This window comes from Flavobacterium sp. 20NA77.7 (genome assembly GCF_031326205.1).
Taxonomy (GTDB): Bacteria; Bacteroidota; Bacteroidia; order Flavobacteriales; family Flavobacteriaceae; genus Flavobacterium; species Flavobacterium nakdongensis.
In genome coordinates, this window is the sequence record NZ_CP133721.1 from 1,359,640 (window position 1) to 1,377,086 (window position 17,447).

A 17,447-nucleotide genomic window follows, 5' to 3' on the forward strand; every position below is an offset into this window, starting at 1 on the left:
ATAAATGCAACCGTATGTACCACTATAGTATTGCCTTATTTTTTTGTGCCCTAATTAGTTATGCACAAACCTTTACCAAAAAAGATTCTTTGCAAGGTGGGCTTCGTGAAGAACGCACCTGTTTTGATGTGTTGCGTTATGATTTAGACCTTACCCTAAATCCACAAGAACGTTTTTTAAGTGGTAGTACTACCATTTCGTTTAAACTAGATGATGATTCCCAAGTAATTCAACTCGATTTATTTGACAATATGGCTATTGACAACATGGTTTTAGATGCCAAAACTAAAGTAACGTTTACCCGAGAATACAATGCTATTTTTATCAAATTTGCTAAAAAATTACAAAAAGGCTCGTTACACCAACTAAAAATTGACTATTCAGGCAATCCACATGTAGCTAAAAATGCACCTTGGGATGGTGGTTTTGTGTTTTCTTCAGATACCTCAGGAAAACCCTGGATTGGAGTAGCCGTTCAAGGTACAGGGGCAAGTTTATGGTATCCATGCAAAGACACTCAAACAGACGAACCCGATAATGGTGCTTCTATAAAAGTGGCTGTACCTGATGGTTTAATGAATGTTTCTAACGGCCGTTTTCTAGGAAGTACAAAAGTTAAAAATGGTTATACGCGTTGGGATTGGGAAGTAAAAAACCCCATTAACAATTATGACATTACGTTAAATGTTGGTGATTATGTTCATATTCATGATAATCATAAGGGACTCGACTTAGATTACTATGTGCTTCGCGAAAATGAAGCTAAAGCAAAAATGCACTTTGACAATGATGTTAAACCCATGATGGATTGCTTTCAATCTAAATTTGGCATCTATCCGTTCTTTGAGGACGGGTACAAATTAGTAGAAACCCCTTATTTAGGAATGGAACATCAAAGTGCTGTAGCCTATGGAAACAAGTATAAAAAAGGGTACATGGGCTATGACTTATCAGGAACTGGTGCAGGTATGTTCTTTGATTATATAACCATTCATGAAACAGGACACGAATGGTTTGGAAATAGCATAACTAGTAAAGACATTGCCGATATGTGGATTCATGAAGGATTTACTACCTATACAGAAACCGTATTTATTGAATGTACTAAAGGCTATGATGAAGCTTTAAAATATGTTAATGGTCAAGCCAAAAGCGTAAGAAATGATCGTCCTATTATTGGAAAATTTGGCGTAAATCATGAAGGTAGTGGCGACATGTATTATAAAGGAGCTTTGATGTTAAATACAATTAGACACATCCTGAACGACGATGTAAAATGGTGGAAATTACTACGTGATTATTCCGAAACCTACAAAAAACAAATCATTGATACTAAAACTGTAATTGATTTTTTTAATAAAGAAAGTGGTCTAGACCTAACTCCTGTATTCATGCAATACCTTACAACTACAAAAATACCTCGTTTGGTACTTCATAAAAATAGTGCTAATTTAGAATACAGTTGGGAAAATACACTTCCAGAATTTTCTATGCCTATAGATATAACTATTCAAGGAAAAACGATGCGTATCTACCCTACTACTGCCATAAAAGAGCTAGCTGTTGATAATGGAGTAACACTTCAAGACATTGATGTAGCAACCAAACGTTTTTACATTAAAGTGAGTAAAAAAGAGTAATCGATACTAGCGACTAATTAATTCTAGGGTTTTAGGTCTATTTATTTTTTGTGTAGGTGTCTCAATAAATGTTGGAACAAAATAAACCGCTTTTGGTTTTTGATAAGCTGTTAAAGCTTCAAAAACCGAATTATCTAATTCAAAAGGTGCAGATTCAAGAACTAAAATAACTTTTTCGCCTAATAATTCATCGGGTTGTGCAGCTATAAAAAAGCGTGAAGTGATATAGGCACTTAAAGTATCTTCAAGCTCTTCAGGAAAAATTTTTATGCCCCCTGAATTAATTACATTATCCCAGCGTCCTTTTAATTTAAATTGGGTAGGTGAACATACTTCCACAACATCATTGGTCACTATAGCTTCTTCCGAAATAAAGGGAGCATGAATAACTAAGCAATTTCGTTCATCAACGGTTATTTTCACGTGAGGTAATAAAGAAAAATTAGATTCTCCTACTCGCTTAACCGCTATATGTGTAATAGTTTCTGTCATGCCATACGTTTCATAAATTTGAGTGGGAAGTTGTGCTAATTTTGAAACCAATTCGGGCTGCAATTTTGCACCACCAATAAGCAACGTTTTTATCTTTGATAAATCAGACAGCGATTGTGCCACTTGCAGAGGTACCATTGCTGCAAAATCATATGACTTAGTCAATGTTTGCAAAGGCATAGTTGAAGGTTCTATTACATCTATATGCATGCCTATTTGCAGCGCCCTTACCAGCATCATTTTGCCCGCTATATACTGAGCAGATAAACAAAGTAAAGCGGTATCTTTTGGTTGTAAATGGAAATAACTTGCCGTTGCTTCTGCCGAAGCTTTCATAGCACTTTTTGACAAATATATTTTTTTTGGTTTACCAGTAGAACCAGAAGTTGTAACCATAAGATGCGTTTCATTATTCAACCAATCTAAAAGAAAATTACCTATCTCTTTTTCATACAACATCCCTTCTTTTGACCATTGTAAAGCTAAAGCAAGCAACTCTAATAGGCCATAAGACTGTCCGTTTAGTTTAAAATCGGGATGAATGAATGCAGACATAACTATTCCGTTTCAATGGTTTGTAGTGAGCCAAATAACTTTTGATCCCAATTTTTCCATTTGTATTTTTTTGAAAAAATCAGCAACAATAGGGGATAAATTAATACAACAGGCACAACAATTTGCAAAGCTACTTGAGGCTCAGAAACGTCTTTAAATAATGAATTTGTTTGAAAAGCAGACCAGTCGGAAGTAAGTAACAATGCTCCAATTAAATTATTAGCTGCATGAAAACCTAGTGCTAACTCTAAGCCTTCATCCATTAATGTAAGTATTCCTAAAAACAAGCCTGTGCCTATGTAATACAACATAATTATGAACCCCATTTTTTCTACTTCTGGATTGGCTGCATGCATCAATCCAAATAAAACAGATGTGACTATTAATGGCACCCATCTTGTTTGAGTGGCCAACCCCAAGCCTTGTAATAGGTGGGCTCTGAATAAATATTCTTCAAAAGAAGTTTGAAGTGGAATAAAAATAACGGCTAAAAGTAAAAAAACAAAAAAAGGAAAGGGTTTAAAATTCCAAACAAAATCTTGAGGCATTAGCCAAAAGGAAATTAAAGTGGAAACTACAGTAAATATACCCCATACACTAAATGAAAAAAAGACACGACGCCAATCTATTTTGGTTCTTGAAGTCGTCAATAATCTAATGGAATTATTTTGTACATGTCTATTGTACAGTAATAAACCTAGTAAAAATATAGCAAAGGGTACAATAAGCAACATAAATGTAACATTCTCCCCAAAATTTTTAATATAATCTTGCATGAGTTTAGCTGTATCTAAATTTGCGGTACTCATATAGTTATAAATCATTAACCCTAAAAACCCAAATGGAATAGGAAGATATAACACTAATTTTGGTTTATATTTTTGTAATTGTTCAATATACATGCTTACTTATTTAGAGGTCTAAATTACAATTATTATTTTTGTAAAAAAAATATCATGCTAACCATCTATCACAATAATCGTTGTTCAAAATCAAGAGAAGGTGTTTGTTTTTTAGAATCGTTAAATCAGCCTTTCGAAATAATAAATTATTTTGAAACTCCATTTACCATTGAATCACTCACAGAAGTCATTGGCAAATTGAATTGTAAACCTATTGAATTAGTGCGGACAAAAGAAAAAGAATGGATTTCTAATTTTAAAGAAAAATCAATGACTGACAAGGAAATCATTAAAGCTATGGTTGACTTTCCAAGACTAATTGAAAGACCGATTGTTATGACAAACAATAAAGCTGTAATTGCCCGTCCAGCAGAAAAAATAAATACGCTATTATAATTTCTTTAACACACAATTAGCTAAAATACACATTAAAGAATGTATATTTGGCGCATTAAAATACATAACATGTTATCAAAAAAAATAATTAGTCTTGTTACCCTTTTATTTTGTACCACATTACTGGCACAAACTTCTTTCAAAAAAGCGGTTGTAACAGGTAAAGTAATTGACAAAACAACTTCCAAACCGATGGAGTTTGTTACACTTTCGGCCTATAAGTCTGACACAAACAAATTAATTACAGGAACAGCAACAGACGGTAATGGTAATTTTTCATTAGAAGTAACTAACGGCATTTATAATATTAAGTTTGAATATATGGGGTATAAAACTAATACCCTAAATCAGCAAAATATTGCAGGCGACACAAATTTGGGCAATATTTTGCTTGAAGAAGATGCAAAGGAAATTGAAGTCGTTGAAATTAGAGCAGAAAAAACAACTGTTGAAATTAAACTAGACAAAAAAGTATATAACTTAGGAAAAGACCTAATGGTTAAAGGAGGAACAGTAAGTGATGTATTAGACAATATTCCTTCTGTAACTGTTGATGTTGAAGGAACAATAAGCCTAAGAGGAAATGAAAATGTAAAAGTATTAATTGACGGAAAACCATCTAATGCAATTAGTATTAATGATGCCTTAAAAATGTTACCAGCAGATGCCGTAGATAAAGTGGAAGTAATTACAAATCCTTCAGCACGTTATGACGCAGAAGGAGGAGCAGGAATCTTAAATATTGTCTTAAAAAAAGGAAAAATAAAAGGTTTTAATGGAACTTTAATTGCGACTACAGGTATTCCAGACAATCATGGAATAAATGGAACTTTAAATTACAAAACAGGTAAAATCAACCTATTTACTATACAAGGGTATACCTATAAAAGTAATCCGGGCTTTTCTGATGTAGAAACAAAATATTTAAACCCAGACAATTCTGCAAATAGATATATTGACGAAAACAGAGACAATTCAAGAATCAATAAAGGCTATAATGGTGGTTTTGGATTAGATTGGTTTATTGACAAATCTACCACCTGGACAAATGGATTTAATTATAGAAAAAACAAGGGAACTAATGAAGAAGATGTAGATTACTATAATTATGATGCCAATAGAATATATACTTTTTACAGAAACAGATTAAATCTTGAAAAGCAACTTGAAGATAACATCGAGTTTAATTCTAATTTTATTAAAAACTTTAAAAAATCTGGTCACAAATTAACAGCTGACGTATCCATTTCAGAAAGTAAAAATTTTAGCAATTCCGTTATCTATGATAATTCTACCCTTTCTTCAACTACAACAATTGATGACACTAAGAATAATCAAAAACAAAAGAGAACATTAATCCAAACAGATTATGTGTTTCCTATAAATGATGTTTTTCAACTTGAAGCAGGCTATAGAGGAAATTTTCTAAATCAAAACACAGATTATGCTGTACTTAATAATGGCGTAATTAATACCTCTTTTACAAATGTATTAGAATATATTGAACATGTAAATGCCTTGTATACTCAAATGGGTATTAAAGTAAACAAATTAAGTATGTTATATGGTTTACGTTTTGAAGATTCAAATATAGAAATCAACCAATTAACGTCTTCACAATTTAAAACCAAAAAATATACTAATTTTTTCCCAAGCGCGTTCTTTACTTATGAGTTAGGTGATGATACTAATTTATCCTTAAATTATAGTAAAAGAATTAATCGTCCACGTGGAAGACAAATTAATCCGTTTAGCACGTATTCGAGTAACATTAATCTCTTTAGAGGAAATCCAGATTTAAATCCTTCACTAACTGATGCGGTAGACTTGGGATTCCTTAAAAAAATGGGAAAAATAACACTAAGCACATCCGTTTATTATAACTATACTAAAAATTCGGCTCAACATGTACGTTATGTAGAAGGTTTAAACGAAAATGGCATTCCTATTACTACCATGAGTTTTGTAAACATTGGAGAAGAAAATAGATCTGGGTTTGAGTTCACATTAAATTATATACCCTATAAATGGTGGAAGTTAAATAGTAATTTAAATGTATTTAGAACCGAAACTAAAGGTAATTTTTCATATACTTATGTAGATAATACAAATACAAGTATTACTAAAACACAAAACCTTGACAACACTGCATCAAGTTGGTTTACAAGATTAAATTCCAAAATCACGTTTCCAAATAAAATTGATTGGCAAACCAACGTAACCTACAATGGTTCTCAACGAACAGCACAAGGCATGGTTAAAGGCATTTTTGCTATGAATTTAGCCTTTAGTAAAGACATCATGAAAGATAAAGCCACTATTTCTTTAAATGTAAATGATGTATTTAATTCTAGAATTAGACGTATGCAAACGTATATTCCAGGTCAAATTGATTCAGATACTGCAATGCAATGGCGTGTGAGACAAATTACTCTTTCATTTACATACCGCTTCAACAAACAGAAAAATGAAAAAGAAAAAATGCCAAAACGAGAAGATGACGGTGGAGGTGAATTTTAAAAATATAAAAAATCCCGATAAGTACTTATCGGGATTTTTATTTAGTGAACGTAAACTATTGCTCTTGCTCAGCTAATTTTTTCTCTCTTCTCTCTTTTAGCAATTCAATGATAGCTCCTCCAACCCAATATTGAACGAAACCTACCAAGAAAAACATTAACCAAAAACCTATAGTTAAAATGGTTAAGAAAAGAATGAAACCTAAATACTGTTGAAATTCAAACATGTTTTCCGGAAATTATTTTGTGAATTCTGTTCAAAGGTAAGCCATATATTTTTTTTTGCAAATCTAAAATTGATTTTTTTTAAATTATTTTTAACAATTTATCCTTATTTTTGAAATACAATATTCTCCTTACTAATATCGTTATTATTTTGCTAAGTAAAATAAGAAAATATGTAAACGCCATACCTATCAAGTTATATGAGCAAACGGCTATAAAGATAAGGCGATACAAATAACAAATTAAAAGCAAATAATTACCTATCTATGAAAAACATTTTTTTGAAAGTATCCTTATTTTTCATTGGCTTACAAACCATACAGGGTCAAGATCATTTTTTGGGCATTACTACTTCAAAACGAGGTGGATTACTAAATGCTACGTTAAATCCAGCCGAATTATCAAATATGAACATGCTTATAGATGTAAATATTTACAATATGAGTCTAACTTTTTCTAACAACAAACTTTCTTTTAATGACTTAGTAAATGGAAGTAATTTAGAATCTAAATTTTTTGAAGGTAACGAACCTACAAATGCTAGAATTGATGGATTAATAATTGGACCAGGAGTCGCTTTTAAATTAGGTAGATGGAGTTATGCAGTTTCTACACAAGCTTCAATTAAAGCAAACTTAATAGACATTAACACAAGTTTAGGAAATGCTATACAAAGTGGTAGTTTTACGAGTGCCTTACCTAATTTAGTTTTGTCCAAAGAAAATCAACGTATAAATGCTACCACATGGGGTGAACTTGATTTTAGTGTAGCTAGAAAAATCATTGAATTAGGTCGTCACAAAATTGCTGGGGGAGCAACAGTGAAAGTGCTTTTCCCAGGGGCTTATGCTAATTTTGGAGCTTCTAACTTCTCGGGTACAATTACAAATGTAGGCGGAAATTATATTGTAACAAACGCTAACGCAGCTATTAACCTATCATATTCAAGCATATTAGGAAATGACTTTAACAATTCTTCAAATTTCACAAACTTTTTTAACCAAGGCATTAATGGTATTGCGGCAGATTTAGGAGTAACCTATTCTTTTAAAGATAAAGACTCAAAAAACATCCTATTGCACGCAGGGCTTTCTATAAAAAACATTGGTAGTATGAATTTTAAAACAGACCATAACACATCTATTGATTATACACTAAACATTAGTGGCACACAAAGTCTAAATTTAAGTCAGTTTGAAAATATAAATAGTTTCCAAGAATTAGAACAGCAGCTAGCAACAGGTCAAAATGCACAATTATTTCAAAAAACAACAAGTTCGTCTGCTTTTAAAGTAAAAATGCCAACAACAGTTAACTTATATGCAGATTTAAAAATATTAAGTAAATTTTACATAACAGGAATTGTAAATCAAAAAATTATTGATGAAAGTGAAAATACTCAAATAACTACTCAAAATACATACACACTAATTCCAAGATTCTCAATTAAAACATTTGAAGTTTTTATACCTTTAACACAAAATGAAATATCAAAATTCACAACTGGTATTGGAATACGTGTAGGTGGGTTTTACATAGGATCAAATTCTATTATTTCTACCGCTATGAACAATTCTAAACAAGCTGATGCTTATTTCGGATTTAGATTTGGTATTTAAAGTATTATTTTAAGAATCAATAACATAGATATAACATTTAATTAACACCCTCATTCAATAAATTAGTGCAACTTTGTATCAGAAATAGTTAGTATTTCAATATTGGTTAGGGTTAGTTTTTAGTTAAGAAAACAACTAAGCGAAAGTTTAGTTGTTTTTTTATAGCGTATTGTGTAGTACTTTAAAATAGTCAAATGCTTTTACGAGTCTTGTTCCGTGCCAAGAAAAATATTCCCCATCAACAAAAACGGTTCGAGCGTGATGGGTATGTCGCCCCAATTCAAAAGCATGTTCGTCTGCAAACGGAAATGGTTCTGAAGACAACAGTACCAACTCGGGATCACCTTGAATGCGCATTTTTTGAATAATTACTTCAGGATAACGTCCTTCATACTTGGGATTGAAATCGTATATATTTTCAAACTTATTCAACTTCAACATTTCATTAATATATGTTTCTCCTGCTGCTACCATATAAGGGTTTGCCCAAATAAAATAGGCCACTTTTTGAGCTGATTTAGATTTAATAAATTCGTAAAAATCATTTAATCCAAAAGTTATCTTTTGAATCCATTTTTGCGCATCAGTACGTTTATTAAATAAATTTCCAAAATCTCGTATGACTTGAATACTATCTTCAATTGTAAGCACATCTGTAACCCACACCGGGCAAATTTCTTTTAATTGCGCTACAATCTCTAGTGTATTTTCTTCTTTATTAGCAATAATGATATCGGGTTGTAAGGCTTTTATTTTAGCTACATTTACTTGTTTGGTACCACCTATAATTGTCTTTGTAGCTTTTAAATGAAAGGGATGTACACAAAATTTGGTTACTCCCACAAGCTCATCTTCTAAACCTAAATCAAATAATGTTTCTGTTTGTGAAGGCACTAAAGAAACAATACGAGAAGGGGTATGTTCAAATGTATGTGTCGTGCCTAGTTGATCTATAAATTGCTTCACGTTTTGTTAATTTTAAGGTATTAATGAAGCCATTTCTTGTTGCAATTTTACAGCTTCTTCCCTAGCCTTTTCAGCAAAATCAACATCTGCAGAAGCATAAATAATACCTCGAGACGAATTAATTAATAAACCAACATTTTCATTCATACCGTATTTACACACTTCAGATAAACTTCCACCTTGTGCACCAACTCCAGGAACTAGCAAAAAGCTATCGGGTACAATTTTTCTAATTTCAGTAAAAAATTCAGCCTTAGTGGCGCCCACTACATACATTAGATTATGACTGTTTTTCCATGTCTTAGAAGTCTCTAAAACAGTTTTATAGATTTCCTTTCCATTCACTTGCAACGTTTGAAAATCAAACGCGCCTTCATTTGACGTTAATGCCAACAAAATAGTATGCTTATTCTCAAAGGCTAAAAAAGGCTCTACAGAATCTTTTCCCATATAAGGTGCTACTGTAACTGAGTCAAAGGCTAAATCATCAAAAAAAGCCTTCGCATACATGGAAGAAGTGTTTCCGATATCGCCTCGTTTTGCATCAGCAATAGTAAATATTTCAGGGTAATTTTGATTGATATAGGCAATTGTTCTTTCCAAAGACTGCCATCCTTTTATACCATAGGCTTCATAAAACGCAGTATTTGGCTTATAGGCTACACATACATCATGTGTGGCCTCTATAATGGCTTTATTAAACTCAAAAATGGGATCTTCAGTGATTCGTAAATGTGATGGAATTTTCTCTATATCCACATCTAAACCTATACAAAGAAAAGATTTTTTTGAAAAAATTTGAGAAATGAGTTGTTGCGTTGTCATAGACAATTATTTGTTGCCAAAATTAAGTAAAAAAATCATTTATACCTCTTTAATCTTCTAAATTTTCATTAAAGGAAGACGGCAACAATTGAGGGATAAATTTAATTAATAGCGGCAACAATAAGCTGCCACCTGGAAGTAAAAAAATAGTAAGCGAAGGTACACTTTTACAAATATCAAGCAGCTGTTTTTTTACTTTTTTTTTTTCTTCATAGGTCAATTCGGTTGCTGTTGATTTGCCTAATAACTTAACCAACTCTTTACTCTCTGAAAGTTCTTTTACCAATCTTTTTTTGTTTCGAATAATCAACTTCGAAATCATGTCTTGTGCATTGTTGTAAAAATGCTTTACAGGATGATTTGTATTAAAAAAAGGAAGATTATTTTTATAGTTTAAAATAAATTTATGTAATTGATTATCATTTTTTTGAATGTAATCATCTAAATTAAAACTAGATATTAAATCATTCATATAAATTTGCTCATCTCTATCCTGAATTTCATCACTCCAAAGTGCCATTTGCGCCATATCTAACAAATACATTCGCTGCAATAGTGTATCATGTATAATCGTGTCAACTATCACATTATACAAGGCTAACTCATCTGAGCTTTTGGTGTAACGCAATGAGTTTTCAAACAATTTAACTAGTAAATCATCATAAGTGGTTTTATTCTTTTTCACTTGCAACGAAGCTAAAATTAAGGTCATGCACTTCTGCTCCATTTCTTTAAAAAACTTCAATTCAATAGCCCCATTTGTTAGAAAACGATCAAAAGCTAAAACGTCAATAAACAACATGGCATTTGTTACAATATGCGAAAAACTCTTTGCCACGACATTCACATTACTTTGAATGCGATCATCAATTATACTTTCTAATTTTTGAGACACATGACTCTCTGGCAAAATAGCATGTAGAAAACTAAATTTTGACTTGGAAATTTTAGTATAAAACAGGATTAATTCGGATTCAAATTCAGTAAAATCTGAGGTTGGCTTTCGTAATTTATACAAGCAAAACAAAGCGGTTAAAAAAGCTACTTTTGTTTTTTCTACCGTGTCCCAGTGCGAATCATCGATGGAAGCACTTACATGATAATCAACCACATACCCATATATTAACCCGCTTTGTTGACACGCCGAAAAATAACTTAAATCATCTGTATAAAGCTGTAAATCTTCACTATATTGCTGTGAAAATTTTGCTATCCATCCGGGTATTGAAGGGTTAATGTGCATACAGAACTATCGAATATTTTTCTTCATAATTAAGCAAAAGACTCATGAATTTGCTATAACTTTCCATCCCGTCTTTTTGTTTGTTCATCTTTAAAAAATGATCGTAAAAGTAGGCAAAAAAATCATTTATAATCGTTTGATGTTGTTGCCAAAATAGTTTATTTTCATTAAAATTTTGTAAAACGCCTTCGTTAAGTTGGTTCTTGTAACGCTTACTACTCCCCTTTTTCATTAATTCTAAATGATACAAACAATAAGTCACAGCAAATGTACTTGCCGAATACTTAAAATATAAATCCTTATGATGCCAAGCTGCCATAAACCCTATAAAATTGCACTCGTTTTCTGAGGCATAACCCAGCTGATGAGCCATTTCGTGACAAATAGTTATTGGGGAAGTGTATTTAGGTTTTAACGAATTGACTTGAGCTTCATTGGTAAACGGATTTAAATAACCACCAAACCCCATATAGCTCAAGGGATAACTAAACAACGAAGACTTCACACTTGTATGTGTATATCGCGGTAATTTTACAGTTTGGGGCATTGCTTCATATCCTAGAATTGCTTTGGCATACATTTCATTTTCTGTATAATCATACTGCACTTTAGTAGCGGCATCCTGAGTCAAGGCTGTTTGCAGCGCATTAGTTTGTTGTACCATTTTATGCGTAAATCGTTCTAATTGCGTAAACGAATACGTGGATTTAAGTTGCATCTTCTTATGCAAAGGAATTCTGTAATAGTTTAACCCCCAAAGTAAATGAAACAAAAAATACAATACCGACACGAACGAAAGTACTTTTAGCAGATGTTGTTTCCAATTTTTAAAAAATCCAATACGGTTTTTCCACCACCATTTTGCTATTAAAAATAGAAGCAACATGTAACACAAATCCCCAATAGAAAAGGGGAACCACCCCAACAACAAACGTTCTAAACTGGAAATTATAGAATACATACCATTACTGTAATTCGCCTCAACTACTTCAGGAAAACAAGCCAACACTTGAACCAAAAGAATTTGAATCAGTAAGAAAACAGGTAGAATAAAACGCTTCTTCACAAAATCAGTTTTAAATATGTAAATATAATTAGAAATTCATTTACTAAAGTAATTATACTTTGTAACTTTGTCATCTTAAAACATAAAACGTTAAACCTGAAATAAAAACAATGAGCCAAGAAGTTAGAAACTTAGAACCCAAAGCCCTTTGGAATAAATTTGCCGATTTAAACGCCGTGCCTCGTCCTTCAAAAAAAGAAGAACGTATAATTGCTTTTATGCTTGATTTTGGTCAAAAATTAGGTTTAGAAACCTTAAAAGATGAAGTAGGCAACGTAATCATCAAAAAACCAGCCACAGCGGGTATGGAAAATAGAAAAACCATTGTTATGCAATCGCATTTAGATATGGTACATCAAAAAAATAACGACACCTTGTTTGATTTTGACACACAAGGAATCGAAATGTATGTAGATGGCGATTGGGTGCGTGCTAAAGGCACTACACTAGGAGCCGATAATGGTTTAGGAGTAGCTACCATTATGGCAATATTAGAAAGCACAAATATTCCTCACCCAGCCATTGAAGCTTTGTTTACCATAGATGAAGAAACAGGTATGACGGGTGCAATGGGCTTAAAAGGAGGCTTACTAGACGGACAAATTCTTTTAAACTTAGACACTGAAGAAGACGACGAAATTGACATAGGTTGCGCAGGTGGTTTAGACGTTACGGCAGTAGCCGAATATGATGAAGAAGATGTAGCTTCAAATTCTATTGGATATACCATCACTGTGAAAGGATTAAATGGCGGACACAGTGGCATGGACATTGATAAAGGACTAGGCAATGCAAACAAAATCATGAACCGCATTCTATTTAATGCGTATGAAGATTTTGGCTTACAAATAAGCACCATAAACGGTGGAAGTTTACGCAATGCTATTCCTAGAGAAAGCGTGGCACATGTAGCTGTTGCCGAATTGTATGATGCCGCTTTTAATGTAGATATACAACAAACCATTGAAGAAATTAAAAAAGAATTTGCTACAACTGAGCAAAACTTAGACATACAAATTGAAAAAACAACTGTTCCTGCCAAGGTAATGCCTGCAGCGGCACAATTCTTTTTAACACGCGCTTTATACACAGCACATAATGGTGTTTATCGAATGAGTGCGGATTTTGATAATTTAGTAGAAACTTCTAATAATATTGCTAAAGTAACTGTTGGTGGCGGAACTGTTCGAATTGAAAACTTAACACGATCTTCCGTTGAAACATCTAAGTTTGACTTAGCAAACGCCTTACGTGCAGCGTATGAATTAATGGGCTGTGAAGTAACGTTTTCTGGCAGCTATCCAGGATGGACACCTAACCCAAAATCTGAAATTTTAGATGTACTAACTGCTATTTATGAAAAACAAAATGGCACTAAACCGCACGTAGTAGCATGTCATGCCGGTTTAGAATGTGGTATTTTAGGAACAAATTACCCAGGAATGGATATGATTTCTTTTGGACCAACCATTAAAGGCGCACACAGCCCCGACGAAAGAGCGAGTATTAGTTCGGCTCAAAAATATTGGAAGTTTGTTTTGGAAATTTTACAAAACATACCCCTAAACTAATTTTTAACTATACACATGCCTGTTTCAGTTTTTGGAGCAGGCATTTTTATTTTTATACAAATCATGTCCCGCTGTTCGCACTACATGGTAGTTGGCTACCATCGGGGCTAGAATAAAAATTGTGTAGTGCAAATGAGTTTTTTGTTAGTGTACTCCTCTCCTTTCATTTTTCACAAAAAAAATGTACATTTGCACCACAAAATAAAGACCTATGTTAGACCGATTACAGTATGTAAAACAACGTTTTGATGAAATTTCAGATTTAATTATTCAACCTGATGTTATTGCTGATCAAAAACGTTATGTACAGTTAAACAAAGAATACAAAGACTTAAAAGCACTTGTTGAAAAACGAGACGAATATATCAATATAGTTGGAAATATTGAAGAAGCTAAAGAAATCATTGCTGATGGCTCTGACGCTGAAATGGTGGAAATGGCTAAAATGCAATTGGACGAAGCCCAAACACGTTTACCGCAATTGGAGGAAGAAATCAAATTCATGTTGATACCTAAAGACCCAGAAGACGCTAAAAATGTTATGGTTGAAATTAGAGCAGGAACAGGTGGCGACGAAGCTTCTATTTTTGCAGGGGACTTATACCGAATGTACACTAAATATTGTGATGCTAAAGGTTGGCGAACATCTGTTGTAGACATGAACGAAGGAACTTCTGGAGGATTTAAAGAAGTTATTTTTGAAGTAACGGGTGAAGATGTATATGGTACCTTAAAATATGAAGCGGGAGTGCATCGTGTACAACGTGTTCCTCAAACCGAAACACAAGGTCGTGTGCATACCTCAGCCGCAACAGTAATGGTATTGCCAGAAGCAGAAGAATTTGACGTACAAATTGACATGAATGATGTTAGGGTAGATTTTTTCTGTTCGTCTGGACCTGGTGGACAATCAGTAAATACTACAAAATCTGCGGTGCGTTTAACCCATATCCCAACAGGATTAGTAGCGCAATGTCAGGATCAAAAATCACAGCATAAAAACAAAGATAAAGCATTAGAAGTATTGCGTTCGCGTTTATATGAACAAGAATTGGCTAAGAAAGAAGCAGAAGATGCTACTAAACGTACTTCGCAAGTAAGCAGTGGTGACCGTTCGGCTAAAATTAGAACCTATAACTATGCACAAGGAAGAATTACCGACCATAGAATTGGCTTAAGTATTTTTGATTTAGATGGCTTTATGAACGGTAACCTTCACAAAATGATTGATGAATTACAATTAGTAGCCAATACCGAAAAATTAAAAGAAAGTGAAGTATTTTAATTAAGTTAAAGGTATAAGTTGATATGTAAAGACAACTTTTGCTTTTTACTTTTAAAAAACAAATAACACATTATGACAATAACACAATTGTACTACGTACTAGCCGTAGCTGAATATAAAAACTTTACACTTGCCGCAGACAAATGTTTTGTTACACAGCCTACGTTAAGTATGCAAATTCAAAAGCTTGAAGAAGAACTAGATATTCAAATTTTTGATAGAACAAAAAAACCAATTGGGTTAACTGATGTGGGTGAAAAAATTGTAGTGCAAGCAAAAAACATTGTTAATGAAGCGAACCGTATTAAAGATATTGTTGACCAACAAAAGGGTTACATAGGTGGCGATTTTAAAGTGGGTATTATTCCTACCGTAATGCCTACCCTATTACCTATGTTTTTAACAACGTTTATTAAAAAGTATCCAAAAGTAAATGTAATCATTGAAGAATTAACGACCAATGAAATCATTAACAAATTAAAAAACGGACATTTAGATTGTGCTATTGCTGCTACACCTCTAGACGAGGAAAAGCTTAAAGAAATTGTTTTATACTACGAGCCTTTTGTGGCCTATGTTCCTGAAAATAGTTCGAATAGTGCCAAAAAAGAAATAGAAGTTACAGATTTAGACAGTGAAAAAATATTATTGTTACAAGACGGACATTGTTTTAGAAATAGCATTTTAAATTTATGTAAAGCGTCTAATTTACATCAAGACCAACATTTTCATTTAGAAAGTGGTAGTTTTGAAACATTAATTAAATTATCTGACGAAGGATTAGGCACTACACTACTCCCTTATTTACACACCTTAGATTTAAATGAAAAAAACAAAAAGAAATTAAAATCTTTTGTTAACCCAAAACCTGCACGTGAAGTGAGTTTAATTTTTCCAAAAAACGAATTGAAAATTCACATTATTGATGCGCTACGCACTACTATTCAAGGAGTTGTAAGAGGAGCTATTGCATTTAGTGATGTAGAGATTATTAGCCCGAAATAAATACAATTTGGGATTTACGATTTAGGCTTTTTGAATTTAAACATTTGTAGATTGCCATATACTGAAAACTTACTTCTCGATATGCTGCACTACTCGAAGTGACGAGGAATTTGGGATTTACGATTTATTTAGATTTTTAAATCACATTCACATCACCTTTACCTTCTCTAATTACTTCTGGTTCATTGCCTGTTAAATCAATGATGGTTGAGGGGATATTTTCACCATAGCCGCCATCAATGACAACATCCACTTTATTTTGCCATTTTTCAAAGATTAATTCAGGATCGGTTGAGTATTCAATAACCTCATCTTCATCGTGTATAGAAGAAGAAACTATAGGATTACCAAGTTGCTCCACAATTTGACGCACAATAGTATTGTTGGGCACCCGAATACCTACCGTTTTTTTCTTCCTAAATTCCTTTGGCAAATCATTATTTCCTGGCAAAATAAAAGTATAAGGACCTGGTAATGCACGCTTTAAAATTTTAAACGTAGGTGTATCAATTTGCTTTACATAATCGGAAAGGTTGCTTAAACTTGAACAAACAAAAGAAAAATTAGCTTTTTCAAGTTTAATTCCTTTTAATTTTGCTAATCGTTCCAATGCACGAGAATTGGTAATATCACAACCTAATCCATAAACGGTATCCGTTGGATAAATCACTAATCCGCCATTTTTAAGCACATTCACTACTTTTTTAATAGTGGCTTCACTGGGATTCTCTTCGTATATTTTTATGAATTCTGACATCTAATTTTTAATAAAATAAAATTCTAAATCACTATTTAGTGAAATTTTTGGATTTAAGCCTAAAAAATCTGTGACAATATTTGTATGGTAGACTGCTTTACCGTATTGATCAGAATATTTAAATAAAATTTCATTTGAAAAAATTCCCGAATGAACCACCTCATATTTTCCATTACCCCAAGTTTCACTGTTAAAAGTTCCGTTTGAATTAATTATTAACTTTTCACCAAATTCTGAAGGACCTTCTAAAATTGTAATTTTATTATTACTATAATAAGTTCCAACCATTATTTGTGGAATAAAAAATGATATTATTAATCTGTAAAAAAACAAAGTAATAATAATTAGTATTAATAGCTTTTTATTTTTCATTATAAAAAT

16 protein-coding genes are annotated in these 17,447 nt (G+C 32.6%); 7 read left to right on the plus strand and 9 right to left on the minus strand.

Translation table 11 applies throughout. From position 1 onward, the window contains the following. The first annotated feature begins 14 nt into the window (after positions 1-14). A complete protein-coding gene (locus tag RF683_RS06080; protein ID WP_309531449.1) occupies positions 15-1,640 on the plus strand; it encodes a M1 family metallopeptidase in 1,626 nt (541 codons plus the stop codon). Between the two features lie 6 nt (positions 1,641-1,646). Here the strand turns inward: RF683_RS06080 and RF683_RS06085 are convergent, their stop codons facing one another. Both RF683_RS06085 and RF683_RS06090 read right to left on the minus strand, forming a co-directional pair. Beyond that, positions 1,647-2,687 (minus strand): AMP-binding protein, encoded by a 1,041-nt coding sequence (locus RF683_RS06085; protein WP_309531450.1) that lies wholly within the window; start codon positions 2,685-2,687, stop codon positions 1,647-1,649. Positions 2,688-2,689: 2 nt separating this feature from the next. Further along, positions 2,690-3,589 (minus strand): CPBP family intramembrane glutamic endopeptidase, encoded by a 900-nt coding sequence (locus tag RF683_RS06090; protein ID WP_309531451.1) that lies wholly within the window; start codon positions 3,587-3,589, stop codon positions 2,690-2,692. Positions 3,590-3,643: 54 nt separating this feature from the next. On the opposite strand from RF683_RS06090, the gene RF683_RS06095 reads away from it, so the two are divergent. After that, entirely contained in the window at positions 3,644-3,985 is a 342-nt protein-coding gene (locus tag RF683_RS06095) for an ArsC/Spx/MgsR family protein (RefSeq protein WP_309531452.1), read from the plus strand. Between the two features lie 69 nt (positions 3,986-4,054). Further along, positions 4,055-6,505: a TonB-dependent receptor gene (locus RF683_RS06100; RefSeq protein WP_309531453.1), complete on the plus strand. Its 2,451-nt coding sequence runs from the start codon at positions 4,055-4,057 to the stop codon at positions 6,503-6,505. A gap of 55 nt (positions 6,506-6,560) precedes the next feature. Here the strand turns inward: RF683_RS06100 and RF683_RS06105 are convergent, their stop codons facing one another. Next, a complete protein-coding gene (locus RF683_RS06105; protein ID WP_298656974.1) occupies positions 6,561-6,731 on the minus strand; it encodes a hypothetical protein in 171 nt (56 codons plus the stop codon). Positions 6,732-6,995: 264 nt separating this feature from the next. Here RF683_RS06105 and RF683_RS06110 point away from each other — a divergent pair, with 264 nt between their 5' ends. Continuing rightward, the gene (locus RF683_RS06110; RefSeq protein ID WP_309531454.1) at positions 6,996-8,348 is read left to right on the plus strand and encodes a hypothetical protein; all 1,353 of its coding nucleotides are present in this window, start codon (positions 6,996-6,998) and stop codon (positions 8,346-8,348) included. A 159-nt stretch (positions 8,349-8,507) separates the two neighbouring features. On the opposite strand, the gene RF683_RS06115 is transcribed toward RF683_RS06110, so the two are convergent. From RF683_RS06115 to RF683_RS06130, 4 genes are read right to left on the minus strand one after another with little or no spacing between them, the layout of a single operon-like run. Then, the gene (locus RF683_RS06115; protein WP_309531455.1) at positions 8,508-9,314 is read right to left on the minus strand and encodes an ABC transporter substrate-binding protein; all 807 of its coding nucleotides are present in this window, start codon (positions 9,312-9,314) and stop codon (positions 8,508-8,510) included. A 12-nt stretch (positions 9,315-9,326) separates the two neighbouring features. Then, a complete protein-coding gene (gene pyrF, locus RF683_RS06120) occupies positions 9,327-10,139 on the minus strand; it encodes an orotidine-5'-phosphate decarboxylase (protein ID WP_309531456.1) in 813 nt (270 codons plus the stop codon). Between the two features lie 49 nt (positions 10,140-10,188). Next, the gene (locus tag RF683_RS06125; protein WP_309531457.1) at positions 10,189-11,382 is read right to left on the minus strand and encodes an LETM1-related biofilm-associated protein; all 1,194 of its coding nucleotides are present in this window, start codon (positions 11,380-11,382) and stop codon (positions 10,189-10,191) included. Next, a complete protein-coding gene (locus RF683_RS06130) occupies positions 11,372-12,448 on the minus strand; it encodes a DUF3810 domain-containing protein (RefSeq protein ID WP_309531458.1) in 1,077 nt (358 codons plus the stop codon). Before RF683_RS06130 ends, RF683_RS06125 begins: the two co-directional genes overlap by 11 nt. A gap of 110 nt (positions 12,449-12,558) precedes the next feature. On the opposite strand from RF683_RS06130, the gene RF683_RS06135 reads away from it, so the two are divergent. From RF683_RS06135 to RF683_RS06145, 3 genes are all read left to right on the plus strand, one after another. Next, positions 12,559-14,019 (plus strand): aminoacyl-histidine dipeptidase, encoded by a 1,461-nt coding sequence (locus RF683_RS06135; protein WP_309531459.1) that lies wholly within the window; start codon positions 12,559-12,561, stop codon positions 14,017-14,019. Between the two features lie 211 nt (positions 14,020-14,230). Then, the gene (gene prfA, locus RF683_RS06140; RefSeq protein ID WP_309531460.1) at positions 14,231-15,304 is read left to right on the plus strand and encodes a peptide chain release factor 1; all 1,074 of its coding nucleotides are present in this window, start codon (positions 14,231-14,233) and stop codon (positions 15,302-15,304) included. A gap of 72 nt (positions 15,305-15,376) precedes the next feature. Next, entirely contained in the window at positions 15,377-16,309 is a 933-nt protein-coding gene (locus tag RF683_RS06145) for a LysR substrate-binding domain-containing protein (protein ID WP_309531461.1), read from the plus strand. Positions 16,310-16,445: 136 nt separating this feature from the next. Here RF683_RS06145 and RF683_RS06150 read toward each other — a convergent pair whose 3' ends face one another. Both RF683_RS06150 and RF683_RS06155 read right to left on the minus strand, forming a co-directional pair. After that, a complete protein-coding gene (locus tag RF683_RS06150; RefSeq protein WP_309531462.1) occupies positions 16,446-17,066 on the minus strand; it encodes an L-threonylcarbamoyladenylate synthase in 621 nt (206 codons plus the stop codon). Then, the gene (locus RF683_RS06155) at positions 17,067-17,438 is read right to left on the minus strand and encodes a hypothetical protein (RefSeq protein WP_309531463.1); all 372 of its coding nucleotides are present in this window, start codon (positions 17,436-17,438) and stop codon (positions 17,067-17,069) included. Between the last annotated feature and the right edge of the window lie 9 nt (positions 17,439-17,447).

Bases quoted from the DNA above. Each gene is read 5' to 3' on its own strand.
- RF683_RS06105 (WP_298656974.1), bottom strand. From the start codon at position 6,731: ATGTTTGAATTTCAACAGTATTTAGGTTTCATTCTTTTCTTAACCATT.
- RF683_RS06150 (WP_309531462.1), bottom strand. From the start codon at position 17,066: ATGTCAGAATTCATAAAAATATACGAAGAGAATCCCAGTGAAGCCACT.
- RF683_RS06155 (WP_309531463.1), bottom strand. From the start codon at position 17,438: ATGAAAAATAAAAAGCTATTAATACTAATTATTATTACTTTGTTTTTT.
- prfA (WP_309531460.1), top strand. From the start codon at position 14,231: ATGTTAGACCGATTACAGTATGTAAAACAACGTTTTGATGAAATTTCA.
- RF683_RS06085 (WP_309531450.1), bottom strand. From the start codon at position 2,687: ATGTCTGCATTCATTCATCCCGATTTTAAACTAAACGGACAGTCTTAT.
- RF683_RS06090 (WP_309531451.1), bottom strand. From the start codon at position 3,589: ATGTATATTGAACAATTACAAAAATATAAACCAAAATTAGTGTTATAT.
- RF683_RS06095 (WP_309531452.1), top strand. From the start codon at position 3,644: ATGCTAACCATCTATCACAATAATCGTTGTTCAAAATCAAGAGAAGGT.
- RF683_RS06110 (WP_309531454.1), top strand. From the start codon at position 6,996: ATGAAAAACATTTTTTTGAAAGTATCCTTATTTTTCATTGGCTTACAA.
- pyrF (WP_309531456.1), bottom strand. From the start codon at position 10,139: ATGACAACGCAACAACTCATTTCTCAAATTTTTTCAAAAAAATCTTTT.
- RF683_RS06145 (WP_309531461.1), top strand. From the start codon at position 15,377: ATGACAATAACACAATTGTACTACGTACTAGCCGTAGCTGAATATAAA.
- RF683_RS06125 (WP_309531457.1), bottom strand. From the start codon at position 11,382: ATGCACATTAACCCTTCAATACCCGGATGGATAGCAAAATTTTCACAG.
- RF683_RS06100 (WP_309531453.1), top strand. From the start codon at position 4,055: ATGTTATCAAAAAAAATAATTAGTCTTGTTACCCTTTTATTTTGTACC.
- RF683_RS06135 (WP_309531459.1), top strand. From the start codon at position 12,559: ATGAGCCAAGAAGTTAGAAACTTAGAACCCAAAGCCCTTTGGAATAAA.
- RF683_RS06080 (WP_309531449.1), top strand. From the start codon at position 15: ATGTACCACTATAGTATTGCCTTATTTTTTTGTGCCCTAATTAGTTAT.